Below are 20,647 nucleotides of genomic sequence, written 5' to 3'. Positions count from 1 at the left end.
AGTAACATTCCCGTCATATATCCCTAATGTTCTCAGGCAGCACGCATGTTTTCACTCCAGACGATGTTCGGTAAGGGCGACAAGTTCTACGGGCTGCTAGAAGCCAGCGCGGAAGCCGCCTGCGAAAGCGCCAAGGCGATGCATGAGCTGGTTACCCGCCCGGATCGCACCCCCGTGATGGCCGCCTTCAGCACGGCCCGTGCCCGTGAAAAGGCGCTGCACGGCCAGATCGGCGAGGAACTGGTGAACACGTTCGTTACCGCGCTGGATCGCGAGGACATCGAGGCGCTGAATTCCGCGCTCTATAAAATCCCCAAGACCATCGAGAAGTTCGCCGAACGCTACGTCATCGTCGCAGATCGTCTGACCGGTATCGACTTCAGCCAGCGCGCGGCGCTGCTGGAAAGCTCGGCCGAGGTCGTGGTCGCCATGATCGGCGAACTGCGCCGTGGGCTGCGCATCGACCCGGTCAAGAAGCTGCGTGACCAGCTGCACGCGCTGGAATCGGAGGCCGACCGCCTTCTGCTTGACCCCTACCGCACGCTTTACGCGGAAGGTTCGGACCCGCTTCGCGCCATCCTGGCCAAGGATCTGTTCGAGCTGATCGAGAAAGCAGTCGACAAGTGCCGTGACGTGGGCAATGTCGTCTACTCCATCGTGCTCAAGAACTCCTGACGGCTGCGACCCATGAGCATGGTTTTCGCGGTCGTCCTGATCGCACTCGCTTTTACCTATATCAACGGCTTCCACGACACGGCCAATTCCATCGCCACCGTGGTCGCCACCAAGGTGCTGACCCCGGGCCAGGCGGTCCTGCTGGCAGCGGTCACGAACCTGGCCGGTGCCCTGTGGGGCACGGCCGTGGCAGCCACCATCGCGTCAGGCCTGATTGATTCGGGCGTGGTCGAGGTGGGCTCGCAGTTGCTGATCAGCGCGCTGCTCGGGGCCACGATATGGAATCTCATCACCTGGTGGCTCGGCTTGCCGTCCAGTTCCAGCCATGCGCTGGTCGGTGCCCTCTGCGGCGCGGCCATGGCGGCCTCCGGCGACAACATTCATTCCATCATCTGGTTTGAGAGTGGTGCGCACTGGTGGGCAGGCAAGGGCATCGTGCCCAAGGTGATCGTGCCGATGGTCGTGTCGCCGCTGCTCGGCTTCAGCATCGGTTTCGTGGTCATGGGCGGGCTGTACGCCATGCTGGGCTGGTTCTCCAGTCAGAAGGGCCCGCTGCATCGCCTGGGCCGCACGCCCTTCGTCAACAGCTTCTTCGGCAAGGCGCAGATTCTGTCGGCCAGCGCCATGGGCCTGTCCCATGGCATGAACGACGCCCAGAAGAGCATGGGCATCATCGCCCTGGCGCTGGCTGGCGCGACGGCGGCGGGGCAGTTCGAGCATCTGCCCACGTTCCTGCACTTCCTGCGCATTCAGCACGACAACGCGGCTGCCGGCGGTTTCCCGATTCCCGTGTGGGTCAAGGTCGTGTGTGCGCTGACCATGGCCGCAGGAACGGCGGGCGGTGGCTGGCGCATCATCAAGACGCTGGGCCACAAGATGGTCAAGCTTCACCCCATCAATGGCTTCGCGGCTGAAGCCAGCTCGGCAGCGGTCATTCTGTCCGCATCCCTGATGGGCGTGCCCGTATCCACCACGCACAACGTGTCCGCGTCGATCATGGGCGTGGGCGCGGCCAAGCGCTTCAACGCCATCCGCTGGTCGGTGGTCGAGCGGATGGTGTGGGCCTGGATTCTGACGTTGCCCATCACCGCGGCCGTTGCCTACGGTCTGGTGCGCCTGGGCCAGTGGCTGTTCTGATCGACGCCCCTTAAAGGGCGTCGGCGTCGCCGTTGATCGAGAATTCGAGCGTGTCGCCCAGCACGCCGATTTCCTCGATCAGCCGCGCAAGTTCGCGGTCGTCCAAGTATTCGTACGGGCGATTCTCGCAAAGATGCAGGTAGGGCGAGCCATCCAGGTCGGCGGTGGCCAGAAAGCCCGTGCGCAGCTCCCAGTTGAAACGCAGGCAGCGCTTCGCGTCCGTGCCGGCCAGCGGGCCGATGGGCGTGGAAATGCGCAGGTAGCGGCGGCCGTTGTCATCTTCCAGCTCAGCCAGGTATATGCCCTGGTGGCGTCCGTCCGTCAGTTCGACATCGAAACTGATGAGGTACGGCTCGTTGTGGCGGAGTTTGTAGATGCCGCCGATGTGCGAGCGGATCGCTTCAAAATGGCGCATGACAGCGGTCCATCAGTGAAAAGAATTTGCCGATGGTAACCTGTGCGACAGCGCAGGGGAGACGACGGCCGCATGATGGTTCGCAAAATCGCTGACAAGCCAGTGACCCACGAGGACGCCGACGAGGCGCGTGCATTGCGTGCGCAACGCATCATCGAGGCCGTGGCCGCCATTCCGAAGGGAAGGGTGGCCAGTTACGGCGCCATCGCCGCCCGCGCAGGCTATCCGGGGCGGGCCCGCCTGATCGGGCGGGTGCTGGGCGACGCGCCAGACCGTCTTTCGCTGCCCTGGCATCGCGTGCTGCGCGCCGATGGGCACATCGGCATTCCCGAAGGCAGCAAGAGCTACCGTGAGCAATGCCGTCGCCTGCGCGCCGAGGGCGTGGAGGTGGTCAACGGGCGCGTGGCCATGAGTCATTTCGGATTGGATCACGACCTGGATCGTGCGATCTGGGGTGGCTGACCCGGTGGCGAGGACGCTGCGCACACGGTAAGAGCGCGCCGTTTGTTAGCATGCGCAGATGCAGTCTCAAGCTCTTGACCTTCTCCACACTGTTTTCGGTTATTCCGAGTTCCGCGGCCAGCAACAGGCCATCGTTGAGCAGGTAGCCGGAGGCGGCGACGCCCTCGTGCTCATGCCCACCGGCGGCGGCAAATCGCTGTGCTATCAAATTCCCGCGCTCATGCGTGCAGGCACCGGCATTGTCGTGTCGCCGCTGATCGCGCTGATGCAGGACCAGGTCGACGCGTTGCGTGAGGCGGGTGTCCGTGCGCGTTATCTCAATTCCAGCCTCGACAGCGAAACTCAGCGTGAGGTGGAAAGCCAGCTGCTGGCCGGCGAGCTGGACATGCTTTACGTAGCCCCGGAGCGCCTGCTGACCGGCCGCTTCATGGCGTTGCTGGATCGCATTCCCGTCGCGCTGTTCGCCATTGACGAAGCCCATTGCGTTTCCCAATGGGGTCACGATTTCCGTCCGGAATATCGCGAACTTGGACAGCTTCATCAGCGCTTCCCCGACATTCCGCGCATTGCGCTGACCGCCACGGCGGACCAGCGCACGCGCGATGAGATCGTTGAGCGGCTGGCGCTGGACCAGGCCCGCCAGTTCGTTTCCAGTTTTGACCGCCCGAACATCCGCTATCGCGTGGCGCCACGACAGAACGCGCGCAGGCAGTTGCTGGACTTCCTGGACGGTCATCGCGATGAAGCCGGCATCGTCTATTGCCTCAGCCGTCGCAAGGTGGACGACACTGCCGCGTGGTTGCAGGAAGCCGGAGTCACCGCGTTGCCGTATCACGCGGGTCTGGACGGCGAGACCCGCATGCGCCACCAGCAGCGCTTCCTGCGCGAAGACGGCATAGTGATGGTTGCCACCGTGGCGTTCGGCATGGGAATCGACAAGCCGGACGTGCGCTTCGTGGCGCACCTGGACCTGCCGCGCAGCATGGAAGGCTATTACCAGGAAACCGGCCGTGCGGGTCGTGACGGTCTGCCGGCCGAAGCCTGGATGGTTTACGGACTGGCCGACGTGGTCACGATGAGTCAGATGATCGCTTCGTCTGAAGCAGGTGATGAGCGTAAGCGGGTAGAGCGCGCCAAGCTCGAATCGCTGCTGGGCTACGCAGAAACCACGCGCTGTCGGCGCCAGTTGTTGCTGCATGCCTTTGCGGAAGTTTACGAAGGCGCCTGCGGCAACTGCGACAACTGTCTGGTGCCTCCCAAAACCTGGGATGCCACCGTTGCCGCGCAGAAGGCCATGTCCTGCATTTATCGCAGCGGTCAGCGGTTCGGGGCCGGGCACCTCATCGAAATTCTCCGTGGCGAAGCGGGTGAGCGCGTCCGCCAGCTGCATCACGACGAACTGCCCACCTTCGGCGTGGGCAAAGATATGGACGAAGCACAGTGGCGCTCCGTGTTCCGCCAGTTGCTGGCCGCTGGCCTGATCGAGGCGGACCCGGAAGGCTTCGGCACGCTGCGGTTGTCGCTGACCAGCAAGCCGGTACTCAAGGGCGAGCAGAAAGTGTGGTTGCGCGAAGATGCCCGCGTCGAAAAAGGCGCTCGCCGTCGCAAGGAACGCAGCACGGCTCCCGGCGGCAGCCTGGGCATCGAGGCGTACGAACAGCCGCTGTGGGACGAGCTCCGTCGCGTGCGTGCGGAACTGGCCAGACAACACGGTGTGCCCGCTTACGTCATCTTCCATGACGCCACGTTGCTCGCCATGTTGCGCGCGTTGCCCGGTGATGAAGACGAACTGGGGTCCATCAGTGGCGTGGGCGAGCACAAGCTCAAACGCTACGGGAAGGATTTCCTCGCCGTACTGACCGCCGCGTCCTGATCCTGTCCGTATCGGCCGGCGTCACACGCGGTTTGAGAAACATCTCACACAATGAGTGACGCTTTTAATCTTGCGTCGTCCCCCCGTTGCCCATACATCTGGGGACCCGGAATACGTTAACGTCCGGACGGGGGATATTCGCTGTTGCCACGGCGTGGCGCCAGTAAACGACGACTCAAGGAGCCGCCATGCACGACGCAACGCCTCTCATCGCCACCATCGTTGGTGGACTGGTGCTCGCTTTCATTTTCGGTGCCATCGCGCACCGGCTCCGGCTCCCCGTGCTGGCGGGCTATCTGCTCGCAGGTGTGGTGGCCGGTCCCTTTACCCCTGGCTATGTCGCCAACGCGGGTATTGCTCAGGAGCTGGCTGACCTCGGCGTCATCCTTCTGATGTTCGGTGTAGGTCTGCACTTCTCGGTCAAGGATCTGATGGCCGTCAAGGCCATTTCCATTCCCGGCGCTGCGGTGCAGATGACCGTGGCCACGCTGCTGGGCATGGGACTCGGTTGGGCGCTTGGATGGCCGCTCGCGCAGGGGTTCGTGTTTGGTCTTGCCCTGTCGGTCGCAAGCACCGTGGTACTGCTGCGCGCCATCGAGGAGAGACGTCTGCTGGATACCGATCGCGGCCGCATCGCAGTGGGCTGGCTGATTGTGGAAGACCTCGCCATGGTGCTGGCGCTGGTGCTTCTCCCTGCCATTGGTGGCTTTCTTGGCACCGGTCAGGCGCAGCACGACCAGTCGCTGGGCGAACTGGCCAAGGTGGTCGCCTTCACCTTCGGCAAGGTGGCGCTGTTCATCGCCCTGATGCTGGTCGTGGGCAAGCGGATGATTCCCTGGGTGCTTCAGGCCGTGGCGCAGAGTGGCTCGCGGGAACTGTTCCGCCTGGCTGTGCTGGCCATCGCGCTGGGCGTCGCATTTGGTGCCGCGCACCTGTTTGATGTGTCCTTCGAGCTTGGCGCGTTCTTCGCCGGCATGATGATGGGCGAGTCCAAGCTCTCCCAGCAGGCTGCGGAAGAAACGCTGCCGTTGCGCGACGCCTTTGCCGTGCTGTTCTTCGTCTCCATCGGCATGCTTTTCAATCCGGGCATCCTGCTGTCAAGCCCGTGGATTGTGCTGGCCGCCTGTCTCATCATCATCTTTGGCAAGTCGGCCGCTGCCTTCGTGATCGTTCGGGCCTTCGGCCGTCCGATCAAGACGGCGCTCACCATTTCCGTCAGCCTCGCGCAGATCGGCGAATTCTCGTTCATCCTCGCCGGCCTTGGCGTGACGCAGGGATTGCTGAGCGAGGAAGCGCGCGACATCCTGCTTGCAGCAGCCATCGTGTCGATCCTGGTCAACCCGCTGCTTTTCGTGGCGCTGGATCGCTGGGTAAAACGCAGCGAAGCGCTGGAAGTGCCCGTGGTCGAGGCCATCATGCCCGACGAAATCGAACCCCAGCCGGTCAGCTCGCTGGCAGGCCACGCGGTGCTCGTGGGCTTTGGCAGGGTGGGGCGCCGCGTTTTCGAAAAGCTGCGCAAGTCCGGCCAGCCGGTGCTGGTGATCGAAACCGACGAGGACGCTGTCAGGCCGCTGCGCGAAAACGGCGGAGCGGAGGTCATCGTGGGCAATGCGGCCTCCGTCGCGGTGCTGGCGGCGGCGAATCTGGCGCAGGCAGCCTCCCTGATTGTTGCCGTGCCCAACCCGTTCGAGGCGGGTCAGATCGTGCGCTCGGCCCGCGCCGAGCGGCCGGACCTGGATATCGTGGCGCGTGCCCATTCGGAAGAATGCGTGGCCCATCTGGCCGGGCTGGGCGCCAGTCGCGTGATCTACGGAGAGCAGGAACTTGCGCGCAGCCTGTTTGAGGCCTCCTGCGAAAGGCCCAGCGCCCCGCCGGTCTTCTAAGCACACGTCGCACTAACGGCGTCGCCGCTACCTTCAGCCGATCAACAGATCGACTTGAGGAAACCCTGATGGCGGCACGCATTGAAGATTACGCAATGATCGGCAACTGCCGAAGCGCCGCCCTGGTGCGGCGCGACGGCTCGATCGACTGGATGTGCGTGCCCCGCTTCGACGCGGCGGCGTGCTTTGCGGCCCTGCTGGGTACCGACGAACACGGCCGCTGGCTGATCGCTCCGCATGACGCCGAGGCCACCAGCACGCGTTCCTACATCGACGGCAGTCTTGTCCTGGAAACCGTGTGGACCACGTCCACGGGCCGGGCACGCGTCGTGGATTTCATGCCCATCGTGGGCGACGCCGTCGGCATTGTGCGTATTGTCGAAGGCCTGGAAGGGCGCGTGGATTTCGGGACCGATCTGGTCATCCGTTTCGACTACGGTTGCAGCATCCCCTGGGTGGTGCGCCAGGAGGACGGCTCGACGCGGGCGGTTGCAGGCCCGGATCTCCTGATTTTGCGCAGCCCCGTAGAACTGGAGGGCAAGGACTTCCACAGCGTGGCCGACTTCGCCGTCAACGCGGGCGAGTCCATCCCATTCGTGTTGACCTACGGCCAGTCGCATCTGCCCGCACCCGATCCCATCGACGCTGCGGATGCGCTGGAAAAAACCACGGCGTTCTGGGAAGAGTGGTCGTCCCGATGCAACGGTACGGGCGAATGGTCGGATATCGTGCGTCGTTCACTGATTACGCTGAAGGGTCTGAGTTACCTGCCTACTGGCGGTCTGGTCGCTGCGCCCACGACCTCGCTGCCCGAGCACATCGGCGGCTCGCGCAACTGGGACTATCGTTTCTGCTGGGCCCGGGATGCGACCTACATGCTCACCGCCCTCGTCAACGCGGGCTATCACGACGAAGCTGCGGCATGGCGTGACTGGGTACGTCGTGCCATTGCGGGCACACCCGGTCAGTTGCAGGTGCTGTACGGCCTGGCGGGTGAGCGGCGCATGCATGAACACGAACTGGATTTCCTGCCCGGATACGAGAATTCCCGTCCCGTTCGCATAGGCAATGCAGCCGCCGAACAGTTTCAGCTGGATATCTTCGGCGAACTGGTGGGTGCGTTTGATCACGCACTGCGCAACGGCGTGAACATGAAGCCGGAAGACGACAGTGTCCAGGCAGTCTTTCTCGACCACCTCGCGGGCATCTGGCGGACGCCGGACGAGGGCATCTGGGAAATCCGCGGCGAGCCGCAACATTTCGTGCATTCCAAAGTCATGGCGTGGCTGGCATTCCGTCGCGCGGCCGACCAGGTGCGTGACGGACGCGATCCTGCACTTACGGCGCGATGGGCCGAGCTGGCGGACGAGATCCATGCGGACATTCTTGCCAACGGCGTGCACCCGGAGCACGGCTACTTCGTGCAGGCGTACGGTTCGGAGCATCTGGATGCGAGCCTTTTGCTGGTCACGCTGACCGACTTCCTGCCGCCCGATGACCCCCGTGTGCTGAAGACCATCGAGGCCATCGAGACGAATCTGATGGTCGGTGGTTTTGTTCGCCGCTACCACACGCAGACGGGTGTGGATGGCCTGCCGCCGGGCGAGGGTGAGTTCCTTCCATGCAGCTTCTGGCTGGTGGAAAACTTCGTTGCCACCGGGCGCCATGAGGATGCCCGTGAGCTTTTTCTTCGCCTGGTCGGCCTGTGCAACGATGTGGGTTTGCTGGCGGAGGAGTACGATCCGCGCAGTAAGCGGCTGCTGGGGAATTTCCCGCAAGCTTTTTCGCATGTGGCACTGGTCAACGCTGCTTTCAGCATGACCCATGCGAAGAGTGCGACCGCCGACGTGCATCGTGGCGAGTCCGTCGCGCAACGCGCCTGAATTCAACTATCGCAGTCTGAAAGGAGTTCGTGCATGAGCCAAGCCCAACCGAAGCGCGCGATGTCGCGGTCGCATCCCGCCGATCCCTGTACGGTGGTGATCTTCGGCGCCAGTGGCGACCTTACCAGCCGGCTGGTGGTGCCCGCGCTTTACAACATGCGTCGCACCGGCCTGTTGGCTGACAATTTTTCCATCGTCGGCGTCAACCACGGCAAGCTTGCCGATGCCACCTGGAAGCGCAATCTGCGTGGCGCGCTGGAGCGCTATGTGGGCAACGCGGGGGGCTCGGGCAAGCTGGACAACGAGGCATGGGACTGGCTCGCCGACCGCATGACCTATCACGCTGGCGACTTCGACGACGCCAGCACTTTCAGCAGCCTGGCGACGAAGCTCAAAGCCATTGAGCGTAAGCGCGGCACCGAAGGCAATGTGCTCTTTTATCTCGCCACACCCGAGCGTTTCTTCGGCGATGTGATCGAGAAGCTGAAGGAAGCCGGGCTCACTGAAGACAACAACGGTTTCTGGCGCCGCGTGATCATCGAGAAGCCGTTTGGTCATGATCTGGCCTCTGCCGTGGCACTCAATGAACGCATCGGCAAGGTGCTGCGCGAAGATCAGATTTACCGCATTGACCATTTCCTCGGCAAGGAAACGGTGCAGAACATTCTGTCGTTCCGTTTTGCCAACGGATTGTTCGAGCCGATCTGGAACCGTGATCGCATCGACCACGTGCAGATCACCGTGGCTGAAACCGTGGGTGTGGAACGTCGCGGTTCGTTCTACGAGCAGACCGGTGCCCTGCGTGACATGGTGCCGAACCATCTCTTCCAGTTGCTCGCCATGGTGGCGATGGAACCGCCCAGTTCTTTTGACGCTGAAGCCGTACGCACGCGCAAGGCCGAGGCCATCGAAGCCATTCGTCCCATTGGCCCGGAAGATGCCGTACGCGGTCAGTACGGCCCGGGCGCCGTTGCTGGTGCACTGGCCCGTGCCTATCGTGAAGAACCCGATGTGGCGGCTGACTCGGTCACGGAAACCTTCGTGGCAATGAAGCTTGCCATCGACACGTGGCGTTGGTCAGGCGTGCCGTTCTACCTGCGCACGGGTAAGCACATGACCCGGCGCACGACGGAAATTGCCATCCGCTTCAAGTCCGCGCCCTTTGCTCCGTTCCGTGGCACCGGCATGGATGCGTTCGGGCCGGACTGGCTGGTGTTGCAGATTCAGCCGGACGAAGGCATTTCCCTTCAGTTTGATGTGAAGCGTCCTGGTCCGCGTGTGGAGCTTGCCCCCGTTCGCATGGACTTCAAGTACGCAGACTGGTTCCGTGCCGAGCCCAACGTGGGCTACGAAACACTGCTGTACGACTGCATGACCGGCGACGCCACGCTGTTCCAGCGCGCGGACATGGTCGAGGCTTGCTGGCGCGCCGTGCAGCCGGTGCTGGACGACTGGGCGCAGCGTACTCCGGCTGATTTTCCGAACTATGCGTCGGGCAGTGCGGGACCAGCGTCGTCGGACACCCTGCTTGCGATGGGCGGTCGTTCGTGGCGCCCGCTCAACGCCAACGTGGACCCGGCGGGGCGACGTGTCAGTGCGCGCAAGTCCGCGGCGTCAGATAGTGCTGAAACGAGTAGTCCAGCCGCGAAAAAGGCTGTGCGTAAACCCGCGGCACGCAAGACGGCTACCGGCAAGGTAGCTGCGAAGAAGGCTGCGGTGAAGAAGTCGGGCGGCCGGACAGCGGCAGTGACGAAGTCGGCGGTGCGGAAAACGACGGTGAAAACCGTTGCCCGCGCGGCTGTCGCAAAACCGGCAAAGGCCAAAGTGGTCAGCGCGAAAAAAACGACCGCGAAGCGTGCTGCCGTGAAGTCCGCGGTCGGCAAGTCAGGGACGGCGCGCAAGGTTTCAGCAGCTGTCGTGAAAAAGCCTCCGACCCGTGCCAGTGCGGCACGAAAGGCGCCGGCCAAAGCCTCGGTCTCACGCAAGCCAGTGGTCCGCCGGAAGCCGGCCGCAGGCCGAACGACGCGTCGGTAAGCACCATGTAACCGGTGTGGCCGAAAACGGCCACACCGGTATTCACGAGCGCTAGACCCCTGCGCAGCCTATGGTGCTGCCAGAAGCCGGATAGGCCCGGCGGCTTGAAGAAGGGGAATCACCATGTCTTACGCTTCGCGTATGTACGTCAGGCTGTACCTGCCGGCTGTGTTGGCGCTGGCGGCGGGGTTTGCCGCTGCCGCCTGTGCGAAGGCGGCGCAGGAGTTGCCGGGTGATTTCGGTGGACGCGCGGTCTACTCCGATGTGCCGACGTACCTGTTTTTCCTGGGCTTGGTCGTCGCCTGCGCCATCGGCGTGGGGCAGACCATCCGCGTGAAGCTCTGGGAGCGTGGCCGCACGTCAGGCTGCTATGTGTGCGGGTGTCTTCTGGGATCTGCGCGGGCAGGGCGTCGTGGGCTGGGCCTGTATCGAAAGTGCCTGGGCTGCGGCAAAACGCATGGCACCAATCATCTGCTTCTCACGCCAGCCATGACGCCGGTGCGGGTCGCTGCGAACGATCCGCTACCGACGTCACCTGCGATCAGGAGCGCACGTTGGTCACGGTAAGCCTGTGACCAAGCCGCTCCAGAAGCTGTTTCAGCTGCTCGGCTTCGGCCGGCGTGGCGTCGTCGTTGAGCGACAGCCACAGAGTGTCGCCGCCGAGGCCGTGCACTTTCTCGTTGAACTCGATTTCAATGGCAGCCTTGCCGCCGGGCTGAATCACGGATACCGCAAAATTCCTTGCATGCACGCCTTGGTTTCCCCTGTATTCCAGTGCAAAGGTTGTAGCGCATTTTAGCCTCTGCGCCTGTGAATGGCCGCACGCCAAAAGGATGATTTCGTTACCGACAGCTCATTCACCCGGACACGACGCGGCCATGCCCATAACTCCCTGTCAGGAGGAACGTCATGATCCAGCTCAATCCGCCGCTACCGATGAACACGCCCAAGGGCGAAGGTTTCGCCCACTTCCTGCTGGACTATGGTCCGGAGTCAGATTTGTACTGGACCGTGTTCATCACGGAGACCGGTGAGATCTGGACCTTCGCCAATCGGGAAGTGCGGGCATCGAAGAACATCACGCTGGGCCGCGTATCGCCTTCCAGCCCGAAGTCCGCCCCGGCCCGCAAGGCTCCGGCCGAGCCTCGCGAAGCCGTGGTGTCTTTCGCTCAGGTCTGATTCGTTTTGCGGTACACCCTCCGCGCGTCGCTGGCGCGATGGCGGGTTAGCCGCGCGATCTCTCGCCGGCCGGTCGGCGAGGAGGGTCGATAAACTGAACGAAATGACAAAAATGATTTTATCCGGGTAAAGGTCCTTTAGAATGCGCCGCTATGTGATGTGGATCACATTGTCGGAGCGGGCAAAGTATGTGGTGGTGGGGCAAGTCGCGGCGCGAAGACGCTGATATGCGGGCCATGCTGGAGGCCATTGAACGTACTCAGGCCGTGGTGGAATTCGGTCCCGATGGCGTGGTTCAGCGAGCCAATGCCGTGTTTCTTGCTCTCACGGGCTATGAGCCCCGGGACGTGCTGGGCCAGCACCACATGTTCTTTGCGGGCGCTGACGGTGTGCGCAGCGATACTGATGCCGCGTTCTGGCAGCGGCTTCGTGAAGGTGCGGCAGAATCTGGCGTGTTCCTGTGGCGAGGGCGGTCTGGACGGCAACTTTGGTTGCAGGTGGCCTACACGCCCGTGCCTGATCGGAAGGGCAGGATCTCTCGCGTGGTGGCGTACGCCACGGACGTGACTCAGGAGGTTGCCTACACGGCCGACCTGCGTCAGCAACTGCACGCGGTGGACCGCTCGCAGGGCGTGGTCGAGTTCTCGATGAACGGGACGATTCTGGCGGTCAATCAGACCTACCTGCGTGCCCTGGATTACCGGCTCGATGATGTTGTCGGAAAACATCACAGCATATTCGTCGACCCGGAAGAGGCGAAGACCGAAAACTACATGGCGTTCTGGCGCCACCTTCGTTCAGGCCACCATGACAGCGCGCTATACCGGCGCTTGGGTCGCAATGGTCGCGTCGTCTGGATTCAGGCGACTTATACGCCGATCCCTGATGCCAACGGCCGCCCGATCAAAGTCGTGAAGTACGCCAGCGAAATTACGGCACAGGCCATTGCGCCGGAGCGCGAGCGTCGCCTGTTTGGCGCGGACGTCGCCGAGACCATGGCGGCGGCGCGTGCGGCTCCGGCACTTCTGTAAGCCAGCCTGCCATCGCGATGCCTCTGGAACCTCTGGCTCGGAGTTCCTTGACGGGTATCCGGAGCGCGCCACAGAATCCGGACGACGCCCCGCCATGGGCTCCATCTGTAGTCAGGCCTCTATGAAGCATGCTCCACCCGGATACGACTGTCCGTTTTGCGGTATTGCTGAAACGCTTCCGTCGCCGGCTCCGGAATCAGCTGTTGTACTGGTGGACGCCCATGTGTTCGCTCTCGTTCCGACGCACCATTACGCTGGAATAAAAGGCAATTGTCTGGTGGTGCCCCGGAGCCACTACGAGAATGTGCTGGACATCCCGGACGACCTTGGCAGCGCGTTCTTCCGCGCCACGCGTCGCCTCGCGCACGCCATGCAGAGTGCCTTCGGGTGTGAAGGCATTTCCACCCGTCAACACAACGGGCCCGCCGGCAATCAAGATGTGTGGCACTTTCATCTTCATGTATTTCCGCGCTACGCGAACGACGGACTCTATGGAGGGCAGAAGGTGGCCTACACCATCGCGGAGCGCATGGAACTGGCAGCCAGTCTCCGGGACGCCTTGCGATAGGGTGCACTTTGTCTGGCCAGATTCCGGGCAGGGGCATATCGCGCGCAATCGCGCTCCCACAGGGGCAACTCAGTGGCCCGCTCGGGCCTGCCCCAGATCAAAAACATCCAGACGCACAGCCTGACGCACCCATCGAGCAGGACGCCTGTCGCCGGGAACGACGAGGCGGAAGGGGCCGTCGGTGGCCTCGATTGCTTTTCCGTTGGCTTTGTCCGCAACGATCACGGTGCCGGCGCCTACATCGGGAGAGAGTTCGGCTATGGAGAACGCGGCGGTATAACCATCCGTCGCCGTGACGCGCACCACGTTGGCCATCGCGCGCCCTGTCAGCTTTCCATCGGCAACGGCGCCAGCCTTGCGGAGCACATCCATCAGCGCGACGCCTTCAAAATCCATCACCGGGCCGCCATGAATCGACCCACTGACATGCGTTCGTACAAGTCCTTCAAGCGCTGCTGTCGTCAGCGTGACGGTTGAGGCGGGTGAGATCGTTGCAGGACTTTCGGCAGCCCGCGTCAGCGGAGGGGCCAGAAGGAGGCAGGCTGCCAGTCCGCAGGTAAATGCAATACGCATGGGGATACTCCGCCAGGCCGTCCAGTGTGGAAGGCCGGACGTTACCAGAAGCGCCACCACGGACGGGCTTCCATAATGCGGCGCGCACCAATATGCCCGTGCGCGGCGGCTTTCCGATACCACGCTTTGGCCACGGCCATGTTGCGTGTGGTGCCTTTGCCTGCGGCATGAAGTCGGCCCAACTCGTACTGGGCCTCAGGCACTTCCTGAAGCGCCGCCATGCGTAGCAGGCGAAATGCGTCAGCAACGCCCGCTTTATCCGACCGGGTGCCAAGGGTCAGCATGCCCAGTGCGTACTGCGCTTGCCCGTGCCCCAGGTCGGCAGCCTCGTTGTACAGGGCGATGGCGCGAGTCATGTCCTGCTCGACCTGAAAGCCGACTTCCAGTTGCTGTGCCTGACGAAAAAGTGAGTCCGCATCGGCGGCAGCCGCTGGAGCAGTCAGCGTTTCGACGACGTCGGCGGGACGAACACCAGTGATTGCCGCAATGCGTGCCGCTGCGCTGGAGTGACCATGGGTGTGTGCTTTTTCATACCAGTGCAGCGCGAGGGTGCGGTCGGAACGTACGCCCCGACCGAGCATGTAGGCCGTGCCCAATGCATAGGCCGCATCGGTATGCCCGGCAGCCGCGCGTGCTTCAAGCAAGGCCAGCGTGGCAGCATCGTTATCGGTAACCACGACAGGCTCGCCCGGGGAATGCGGCGAGCGATCAGGTGCAACGAAGTCTTCGTGCTGCTCTGACATGCGGTCTACCCCGTGAGGTGCGGTCACAGGGCGGCCGGCTGGCCGAAGGTGTGACGCGCTGCACATTCTCGCGGAGAATCCGCCTCGCTGTCACGATGCCAGTCGAAGGTGGTCCTCGTGGCGACCGTAAACCGCTTCCAGCTCCGCCGCCGCCTGATGCACCCGCAGGATGCCGGCCGATTGCAGGGTGGCACTTTCGTTGATGGACGCTGTGACTTGGGTGACTCCTGCGATGGCTTCTTCAAGCTCGCGCATGGCGTCACCGGCGGTACCGGCGAGGCTGGTGCCTTCGCTCACGTCCAGTTGAGCCGTGGCGACCAATCCGTGAATGTCGCTGGCTGCACGGGCGCTGCGATGGGCAAGCTGGCGAACTTCGTCGGCCACCACCGCGAAGCTGCGTCCGCTTTCGCCTGCACGAGCCGCCTCGATCGTTGCGTTAAGCGACAGCACGTTCGTCTGGAAGGTGATCGAGTCAATCAGGTCCAGCACCGTTGTGATCGAGCGCGTGCTCTGCTCGATGGAGTCCATTTTGCGGATGACGCTGGTCACAACTTCGCCGCCACGGGCGGCAGCCTGCATCGCCCCCGTAGCCATGTCGCTGGCGCTGACGGCTTTTCGCGCATTGTCCGTCACCGTGTCAGACAGGCTCACAACTTCGCGCTGCATGGCTTGTGCAGCCACCGTTTGCGGTGTGATGTCGGTGGCGTACTTGATGACTTTCACCGGTACGCCGCGCGCATCGAAAATGGGGTTGTAGGTGGCCTGAATCCAGACGACCTTGCCGCCCCGGCCGTAGCGCCGGTAGAGCGCCGCATCATGCACGCCATCGCGCAGGCGTGCCCAAAATTCGTGGTAGGCGGCAGATGTCGCTTCGTCGGGCGCAACGAAGATGCGATGGTGCTTGCCCACGATGTCTTCCAGCCGATAGTTCATTGCTGCGAGGAAGTTGTCGTTCGCATCGAGGATGGTGCCGTCGAGTGCGAATTCGATTACCGCCTGTGCACGATCAATGGCCTGAAGCCGTCCATCCATGTCGGCCGCTGCCGTGCGCTGCTGTGTGACATCGGTCGCGTACTTGATGACGCCATGCACGATGCCCCGGCTGTCGAACAGCGGGTTGTAGGAGGACTGTAGCCAGATAGTTTCTCCGTTGCTGTTCACTCGCTGATACAGGCCGGCATCCGGCACGCCTGAGCGCAGGTCATCCCAGAACTTTTCGTAGGCCGGAGTGGATGCGTACGTCGGATCGACGAACATGCGGTGATGCCGTCCAACGATGTCTTCCAGCGCATAGCCAGTGGCCTCGAGGAACAGGGCATTGGCGTGGCGTACGGTTCCGTCCGGGGCGAATTCGATGACGGCCTGAACCTTGTCGAGCGCGGCAAGCCGCGACCGCATGTCGGCTGTTCGTCTGAACCACTGGCGCATGGGTATCTCCGGACGGGGTGGGGTAGTCCGGGTATCGGCGCCTGAAAATGCTTCTTTAGCAAATTTGCCGAATTTGTCACATTTTTGGGTTTTAGTACGTGCTAGCCGTTCAGGTTAAGCAGATCGGTCATTTGTGGGAGCAGGCTCGCGTCCGAGCCCAATCACTCTCACCGTGCAACTGCTTCGGCCGCCACTCATCTGGCAGCCAGGGGCGCATCGGAAGCGGGGCGCTTGCATTTCAGCAACTCAACCTATGTGGTGTCGCACCTGGGCACACCCGCCGCAAACCCCAAAAACAAAAAAGGCCCGCAACGGATGCGAGCCTTTGAAGAATGGTGGCTGAGGACGGAATCGAACCGCCGACACGGGGATTTTCAATCCCCTGCTCTACCAACTGAGCTACTCAGCCACTGGATGCCCGCAATCGAACGTTGCGTGCTGGGTGGAGCCGCGTATTAAAGCGGCTGACGAGCGGGTCGTCAAGTGTGATCTTCAGGGGGAACGTAACCGACGGGTTGCACGACGTCGCCACCGAAGAAGAATTTCTCCATTTCGCCGCTTAAAAACGTGCGCGTCTTCGGGTCCAGCGGGCTCAGGCGCATTTCATTGATGAGCATGGTCTGGTGGGCCAGCCATTGGGTCCAGGCTTCTTTGGACACCTGGTCGTAAATGCGACGGCCGAGATCGCCGGGCCACGGTGCAAATTCGAGGCCTTCGGCTTCGCGGCCGAGCTTGGCGCAGTTGACGGTGCGCGTCATGGGGATGTCTCCAGAAGTTGGGTCAGCAGCGTGCGCACGGGCGCGGGCAGGCCCATGGCCTTGATCGCCTCCGCATTGCACCAGCGCAGGTCGGGTGAATCGCCGACGGCGCGCAGGGGGCTCGCATGGTCGAACAGTATGGGCGATACGTCCAGTTTGTAGTGGCTGAAGACGTGGGTGAACGAGGGGAGGGCGCTGGCTTCGTCCACGCGTGCCAGTTGCTGCGCACGGGCAGCAGCGTCTTGCGCATCGGTGGCCTCTGGCAGGCTCCACAAGCCGGACCACACGCCCTGTGGGCCGCGTCGCTCAAGCAGCACCCGGCCTTCGCTGTCTCGCATGACCAACATGGCGGTCGTGCGTGTGGGGCTTTTCTTTCCGGGCTTTGCCGTTGGCAGCACGGCGGTAAGTCCGTCGCGATGCGCGACGCAGCGTGTGGCCTGCGGACAAAGCGTGCATAGCGGCTTTGTGCGCACGCAGACCGTGGCTCCGAGATCCATGATCGCCTGGGTGTAGTCCGCGCTGCGCGTGGGTGGCGTGTGTTCATCGGCGAACACCCACAGACGCTTCTCGATGGCGCTCTCACCGGGGTGGCCAGCGACGCCGTGATAGCGGGTGAGCACGCGCTTGACGTTGCCGTCCAGAATCGGAAAGCGAAGGCCCCACGCCTGCGCGAGAATGGCGCCTGCGGTGGAGCGCCCGATACCCGGCAATGCCATCAGCGCATCAAGGTCACGCGGCAACTCGCCCGCATGCCTCTCCACGCAAAGCTTCGCGGCCTGATGCAGAAAGCGTGCGCGTCGGTAGTAGCCAAGGCCCGACCAGAGGGCCAGCACAACGTCTTCGTCCGCTTCAGCAAGATCGCGCAGTGTTGGCAGGCGTTCGACGAACCGCTGGAAGTATCCGATGACGGTCACGACCTGGGTCTGCTGCAACATGATTTCGGACAGCCACACGCGATAGGCATCGCGCGGGTGCTGCCACGGGAGGTCTTTGCGGCCGTGGTGATCGAACCAGCGCAGCAGTTCAGTAGCAAATGGATTCACGTCAGGGCTTTTTGGTCGGCGCCGAAGGGGCGGCAGATGATGCCGCGACGGGAGCGTCGCTGGCTTCGATGCGCAGGCCTTCGACATGGAAGCTGCCCGAGTCGATGACATCGGCCTGGATGCTGCCGCGAACAGGCGGCAGTGTCAGCGGGCCGCCCTTGTTGAACGATGCCCACCAGTCGGAAATTTCCAGTGGCGGAAGGCGGACGTCGGCGTGGTCTTTTTCGCCATCAAGGCGAAGCGCGATCGACAGTGGTTCGTTCTGGCTGGCCGGCGTCACGCTGGTGACCACGTCATAGCTTTCGCCACCGGCGCGTACGATTTTGCCTGCAAGCTGTGCGCCAATATCCGCACCACCGTTCCACGTGGCTTCGCCCGCGAGGTCTGCGCTGAAAGCCGGGTCGCTGGTGATGTGCAAGGCGACGTCGCCAAGGGACAGGATGCCCGCGTCGAGGTTCGGCGTGGTCTTGAGGTCTACCGTGTAAGGCGTGCCATCTGCCGTGTGCGCTGACAACGAGAAGGGGAAGCGCTCGCCGCTGGCCAGCCGTCCTGCTTCCACTGCCACGTTGCTTAGCACGAGGCGGTTGCCACGCAGGAGTGTGCCGCGCGTGATGCTGAAACCGGCATCAATGGTGGGCAGCGTCGCGCTGGCGGTGGATGCGCGCGAAGGCAGGCTGTCCACGTAGGCGGTGAGTGCGCCAAGGTCGATGCGTGCGCCGTCGAGTTCCAGACGGGAAATGACGGTTTCGCCACCCAGAAGCGTATGCCAGGGCAAGACCAGCCGTCCGCGCGATGCGGCGACCATCGGCGCGGTGGCTCCGTGTGCTGTAAGGGTGAGGCCGCTGAGTTCAAGGGCGGGGCTTGGCCACAGCGTGGGGCTTGCCGGATTGGCGAGCGTGAGCTCCAGGCCAACGCGGCGCGCCTGTGCCTGCAGAAGCTGCGTAAAGCGTTCCGGTTGCAGTACCACGTGCACGGCGATGAACACCGCCAGCAGCAGTGCGAGCGCAAGGCCCGCCACGGAAAAGAGAATGATCCTGAGGCGCTGGTTCATGCGCGCGCTACCCATGGCCGCCGTCGCCGTGGCTCACCCATCGGTGCGCCACGTGCGGCGATGTGCGTGCTGGCGTGGTCAGTTGCCAAGCGCCTGGGGAAGCAGTCCATCGACGAATGCCTCCGCGTTGAAGGTGCGCAGGTCGGTTGCCGTTTCGCCAAGGCCGACATAACGGATGGGCAGGCCGAACTCGCGGGCGAGAGCGAACATGACGCCGCCCTTGGCCGTGCCGTCCAGCTTGGTGACCACCAGACCGGTGACGCCCACGATCTGCAGGAACTGGCGCACCTGGCTGATGGCGTTCTGGCCGGTGGTTCCGTCAATGACCATCAGCACTTCGTGCGGCGCGGCCGGGTCCAGCTTCTTCATCACGCGTGCGATCTTGCCCAGTTCGTCCATGAGGCCGCCCTGGGTATGCAGGCGCCCGGCGGTGTCGGCGATCAGAACCTGAGACCCGCGGGCGCGAGCAGTCTGCAAGGCGTCGAAGATGACGCTCGCCGAGTCGGCGTCCTGTCCCTGGGATACGACAGGCACCTTGTTGCGCTCGCCCCAGGTCTTCAGCTGTTCCACGGCGGCAGCGCGGAAGGTGTCGCCCGCAGCGAGGATGACCGAGCGGCCTTCATCGCTGTAGCGGCGCGCCAGCTTGCCGATGGTGGTTGTCTTGCCCACGCCGTTGATGCCGACGGTGAGGATGACAAAGGGCGCCTGGGTGCCGACATCCAGCGGGCGTTCCACTGGCTTGAGCAGGGCAACCAGTTCCGCCCGCAGGGCGGCCAGAAGAGCGGACGCATCTGCAAACTCGCGCTTGTGCATGCGTCGACGCAGGTCTTCCACCAGGTTCGTGCTGGCTTCGACGCCCACGTCGGCGGTGATGAGCGCTGTTTCCAGTTCATCCAGCAGGTCGTCGTCCAGCTTCGGATTGCGGACGAACAGGGAGGTGAGGCTTTTGGCAAAGCCGCTGCCGGACAGCCGGTCACGCCAGCTGCGGCGCACGGGCTGGGCGGCCTCGACGACAGCCGATTCCTCCACGTCCGGCGTGACCGCGGGGACATCGGCCGGTGCGGGCGGAGCCTCTGCGAGCACTTCCGCAAGACCCGGAGCACTGTCCAGAGAGCCCGCGTCAGCCGCAGGGGAGGGAGCCGGTGGTGCCAGCTCTTCGACGGGTGCCGGGTCAGCGGCGGGCGTCGGGGTCGGCTCGGCGGGCTTTTTCTTCCAGAACTTGAGCATTGCGCGAAGGATTCAAAGACAATGCGCGCATGCTATCACTCCCGTTCCAACTAGCCGCTGAGCGGCGAGGCCGCGCATGACCGGCCGGGCCGCCTCCGGGCGCATCCGCATCAGTGGCGGAAACCTGCGCAATTCCCGCCTGGATGTACCCGATCTGCCGGGGCTCAGGCCCACGCCGGAGCGCGTGCGCGAAACACTGTTCAACTGGCTGCAGCCGGTTATCAATGGCGCCCGTTGCCTGGATCTGTATGCAGGCACCGGTGCACTGGGGATCGAGGCACTTTCCCGGGGCGCCTCCTGTGTGCGCTTTGTGGAGCGCGAACCGCGCCTGGCGGCTGCGTTGAGAGCCAATCTCGTCCGGTTGAAGGTGGAAAACCCCGAGGTGGCAGCAGACGACGCCGCACGACTGGTCAGCCAGGCACCTGCCGGCAAGCCCTATGACGTGGTGTTCCTGGACCCGCCGTTCGCGCTGGAAGCCTGGACATCCATTGCCGCCCAGCTGGAAAAAGCAGGCTGGCTCGCGGGCCACGCCTGGATCTATGTGGAAAGGGCCCGCCATACTCCGGTCGAAATGCCCGCAAACTGGCTGGCTCACCGGGAGGGAGTCGCGGGTGAAGTGGCCTACACGCTCTATCGCCGCCATCCGGTCGATCCGTTAAGCTAAGCGACGATCCTCCAGCCGCC

At 63.4% G+C, this 20,647-nt stretch carries 21 protein-coding genes and 1 tRNA gene; 12 read left to right on the top strand and 10 right to left on the bottom strand.

Annotation, left to right across the window (positions count from 1 at the left end):
• The first annotated feature begins 45 nt into the window (after positions 1-45).
• Both FHW69_RS01190 and FHW69_RS01185 read left to right on the top strand, forming a co-directional pair.
• Positions 46-675 carry a pit accessory protein gene (locus FHW69_RS01190; protein ID WP_183421172.1) on the top strand — a complete coding sequence of 210 codons (630 nt, stop codon included), beginning with the start codon at positions 46-48 and terminating at the stop codon, positions 673-675.
• A gap of 12 nt (positions 676-687) precedes the next feature.
• The gene (locus tag FHW69_RS01185; protein ID WP_183421171.1) at positions 688-1,812 is read left to right on the top strand and encodes an inorganic phosphate transporter; all 1,125 of its coding nucleotides are present in this window, start codon (positions 688-690) and stop codon (positions 1,810-1,812) included.
• Positions 1,813-1,822: 10 nt separating this feature from the next.
• Here the strand turns inward: FHW69_RS01185 and FHW69_RS01180 are convergent, their stop codons facing one another.
• Positions 1,823-2,227: a hypothetical protein gene (locus tag FHW69_RS01180; protein WP_183421170.1), complete on the bottom strand. Its 405-nt coding sequence runs from the start codon at positions 2,225-2,227 to the stop codon at positions 1,823-1,825.
• 72 nt (positions 2,228-2,299) lie between these two features.
• On the opposite strand from FHW69_RS01180, the gene FHW69_RS01175 reads away from it, so the two are divergent.
• The 6 genes from FHW69_RS01175 to FHW69_RS01150 all read left to right on the top strand — a co-directional run bounded on the left by FHW69_RS01175 (position 2,300) and on the right by FHW69_RS01150 (position 10,929).
• On the top strand, positions 2,300-2,689 hold the full coding sequence (locus FHW69_RS01175; protein ID WP_255494478.1) for an MGMT family protein: 390 nt from the start codon (positions 2,300-2,302) through the stop codon (positions 2,687-2,689).
• Between the two features lie 58 nt (positions 2,690-2,747).
• On the top strand, positions 2,748-4,562 hold the full coding sequence (gene recQ, locus FHW69_RS01170) for a DNA helicase RecQ (protein ID WP_183421168.1): 1,815 nt from the start codon (positions 2,748-2,750) through the stop codon (positions 4,560-4,562).
• A gap of 188 nt (positions 4,563-4,750) precedes the next feature.
• A complete protein-coding gene (ybaL, locus tag FHW69_RS01165; protein WP_183421166.1) occupies positions 4,751-6,445 on the top strand; it encodes a YbaL family putative K(+) efflux transporter in 1,695 nt (564 codons plus the stop codon).
• A gap of 68 nt (positions 6,446-6,513) precedes the next feature.
• A complete protein-coding gene (locus tag FHW69_RS01160; RefSeq protein WP_183421164.1) occupies positions 6,514-8,328 on the top strand; it encodes a glycoside hydrolase family 15 protein in 1,815 nt (604 codons plus the stop codon).
• Between the two features lie 33 nt (positions 8,329-8,361).
• On the top strand, positions 8,362-10,362 hold the full coding sequence (zwf, locus tag FHW69_RS01155; RefSeq protein WP_255494477.1) for a glucose-6-phosphate dehydrogenase: 2,001 nt from the start codon (positions 8,362-8,364) through the stop codon (positions 10,360-10,362).
• 123 nt (positions 10,363-10,485) lie between these two features.
• Positions 10,486-10,929: a hypothetical protein gene (locus FHW69_RS01150; RefSeq protein WP_183421163.1), complete on the top strand. Its 444-nt coding sequence runs from the start codon at positions 10,486-10,488 to the stop codon at positions 10,927-10,929.
• Here the strand turns inward: FHW69_RS01150 and FHW69_RS01145 are convergent.
• On the bottom strand, positions 10,904-11,113 hold the full coding sequence (locus tag FHW69_RS01145) for a hypothetical protein (RefSeq protein ID WP_183421162.1): 210 nt from the start codon (positions 11,111-11,113) through the stop codon (positions 10,904-10,906). The genes FHW69_RS01150 and FHW69_RS01145 overlap by 26 nt on opposite strands.
• Before the next feature lie 158 nt (positions 11,114-11,271).
• Here FHW69_RS01145 and FHW69_RS01140 point away from each other — a divergent pair, with 158 nt between their 5' ends.
• The 3 genes from FHW69_RS01140 to FHW69_RS01130 all read left to right on the top strand — a co-directional run bounded on the left by FHW69_RS01140 (position 11,272) and on the right by FHW69_RS01130 (position 13,140).
• Positions 11,272-11,541, top strand: coding sequence for a hypothetical protein (locus FHW69_RS01140; protein ID WP_221195346.1), 270 nt, complete (start codon positions 11,272-11,274; stop codon positions 11,539-11,541).
• Positions 11,542-11,777: 236 nt separating this feature from the next.
• Positions 11,778-12,572, top strand: a complete 795-nt coding sequence (locus FHW69_RS01135) for a PAS domain S-box protein (protein WP_183421161.1) — start codon at positions 11,778-11,780, stop codon at positions 12,570-12,572.
• A 163-nt stretch (positions 12,573-12,735) separates the two neighbouring features.
• Entirely contained in the window at positions 12,736-13,140 is a 405-nt protein-coding gene (locus FHW69_RS01130; protein ID WP_343203984.1) for an HIT domain-containing protein, read from the top strand.
• Positions 13,141-13,209: 69 nt separating this feature from the next.
• Here FHW69_RS01130 and FHW69_RS01125 read toward each other — a convergent pair whose 3' ends face one another.
• The 8 genes from FHW69_RS01125 to ftsY all read right to left on the bottom strand — a co-directional run bounded on the left by FHW69_RS01125 (position 13,210) and on the right by ftsY (position 19,963).
• Positions 13,210-13,713 carry a molybdopterin-dependent oxidoreductase gene (locus tag FHW69_RS01125; RefSeq protein ID WP_183421159.1) on the bottom strand — a complete coding sequence of 168 codons (504 nt, stop codon included), beginning with the start codon at positions 13,711-13,713 and terminating at the stop codon, positions 13,210-13,212.
• Positions 13,714-13,754: 41 nt separating this feature from the next.
• Positions 13,755-14,456, bottom strand: a complete 702-nt coding sequence (locus FHW69_RS01120; RefSeq protein WP_183421158.1) for a tetratricopeptide repeat protein — start codon at positions 14,454-14,456, stop codon at positions 13,755-13,757.
• 90 nt (positions 14,457-14,546) lie between these two features.
• A complete protein-coding gene (locus FHW69_RS01115) occupies positions 14,547-15,884 on the bottom strand; it encodes a PAS domain-containing methyl-accepting chemotaxis protein (protein ID WP_183421157.1) in 1,338 nt (445 codons plus the stop codon).
• A gap of 333 nt (positions 15,885-16,217) precedes the next feature.
• Positions 16,218-16,293: transfer RNA gene (locus FHW69_RS01110), tRNA-Phe, on the bottom strand.
• Between the two features lie 70 nt (positions 16,294-16,363).
• The gene (locus FHW69_RS01105) at positions 16,364-16,642 is read right to left on the bottom strand and encodes an oxidative damage protection protein (protein WP_183421156.1); all 279 of its coding nucleotides are present in this window, start codon (positions 16,640-16,642) and stop codon (positions 16,364-16,366) included.
• Positions 16,639-17,685 (bottom strand): A/G-specific adenine glycosylase, encoded by a 1,047-nt coding sequence (gene mutY / locus FHW69_RS01100; RefSeq protein ID WP_343203938.1) that lies wholly within the window; start codon positions 17,683-17,685, stop codon positions 16,639-16,641. Before mutY ends, FHW69_RS01105 begins: the two co-directional genes overlap by 4 nt.
• Before the next feature lies 1 nt (position 17,686).
• Positions 17,687-18,751, bottom strand: coding sequence for an AsmA family protein (locus FHW69_RS01095; RefSeq protein ID WP_183421154.1), 1,065 nt, complete (start codon positions 18,749-18,751; stop codon positions 17,687-17,689).
• A 63-nt stretch (positions 18,752-18,814) separates the two neighbouring features.
• Entirely contained in the window at positions 18,815-19,963 is a 1,149-nt protein-coding gene (gene ftsY, locus FHW69_RS01090; RefSeq protein WP_183421153.1) for a signal recognition particle-docking protein FtsY, read from the bottom strand.
• A gap of 76 nt (positions 19,964-20,039) precedes the next feature.
• Here ftsY and rsmD point away from each other — a divergent pair, with 76 nt between their 5' ends.
• The gene (rsmD, locus tag FHW69_RS01085; protein ID WP_183421152.1) at positions 20,040-20,627 is read left to right on the top strand and encodes a 16S rRNA (guanine(966)-N(2))-methyltransferase RsmD; all 588 of its coding nucleotides are present in this window, start codon (positions 20,040-20,042) and stop codon (positions 20,625-20,627) included.
• Positions 20,628-20,647 lie beyond the last annotated feature (20 nt).

The sequence above is a fragment of the Luteibacter sp. Sphag1AF genome (genome assembly GCF_014192715.1).
Taxonomy (GTDB): Bacteria; Pseudomonadota; Gammaproteobacteria; order Xanthomonadales; family Rhodanobacteraceae; genus Luteibacter.
This window is presented reverse-complemented; position numbering and strand designations above follow the sequence as displayed.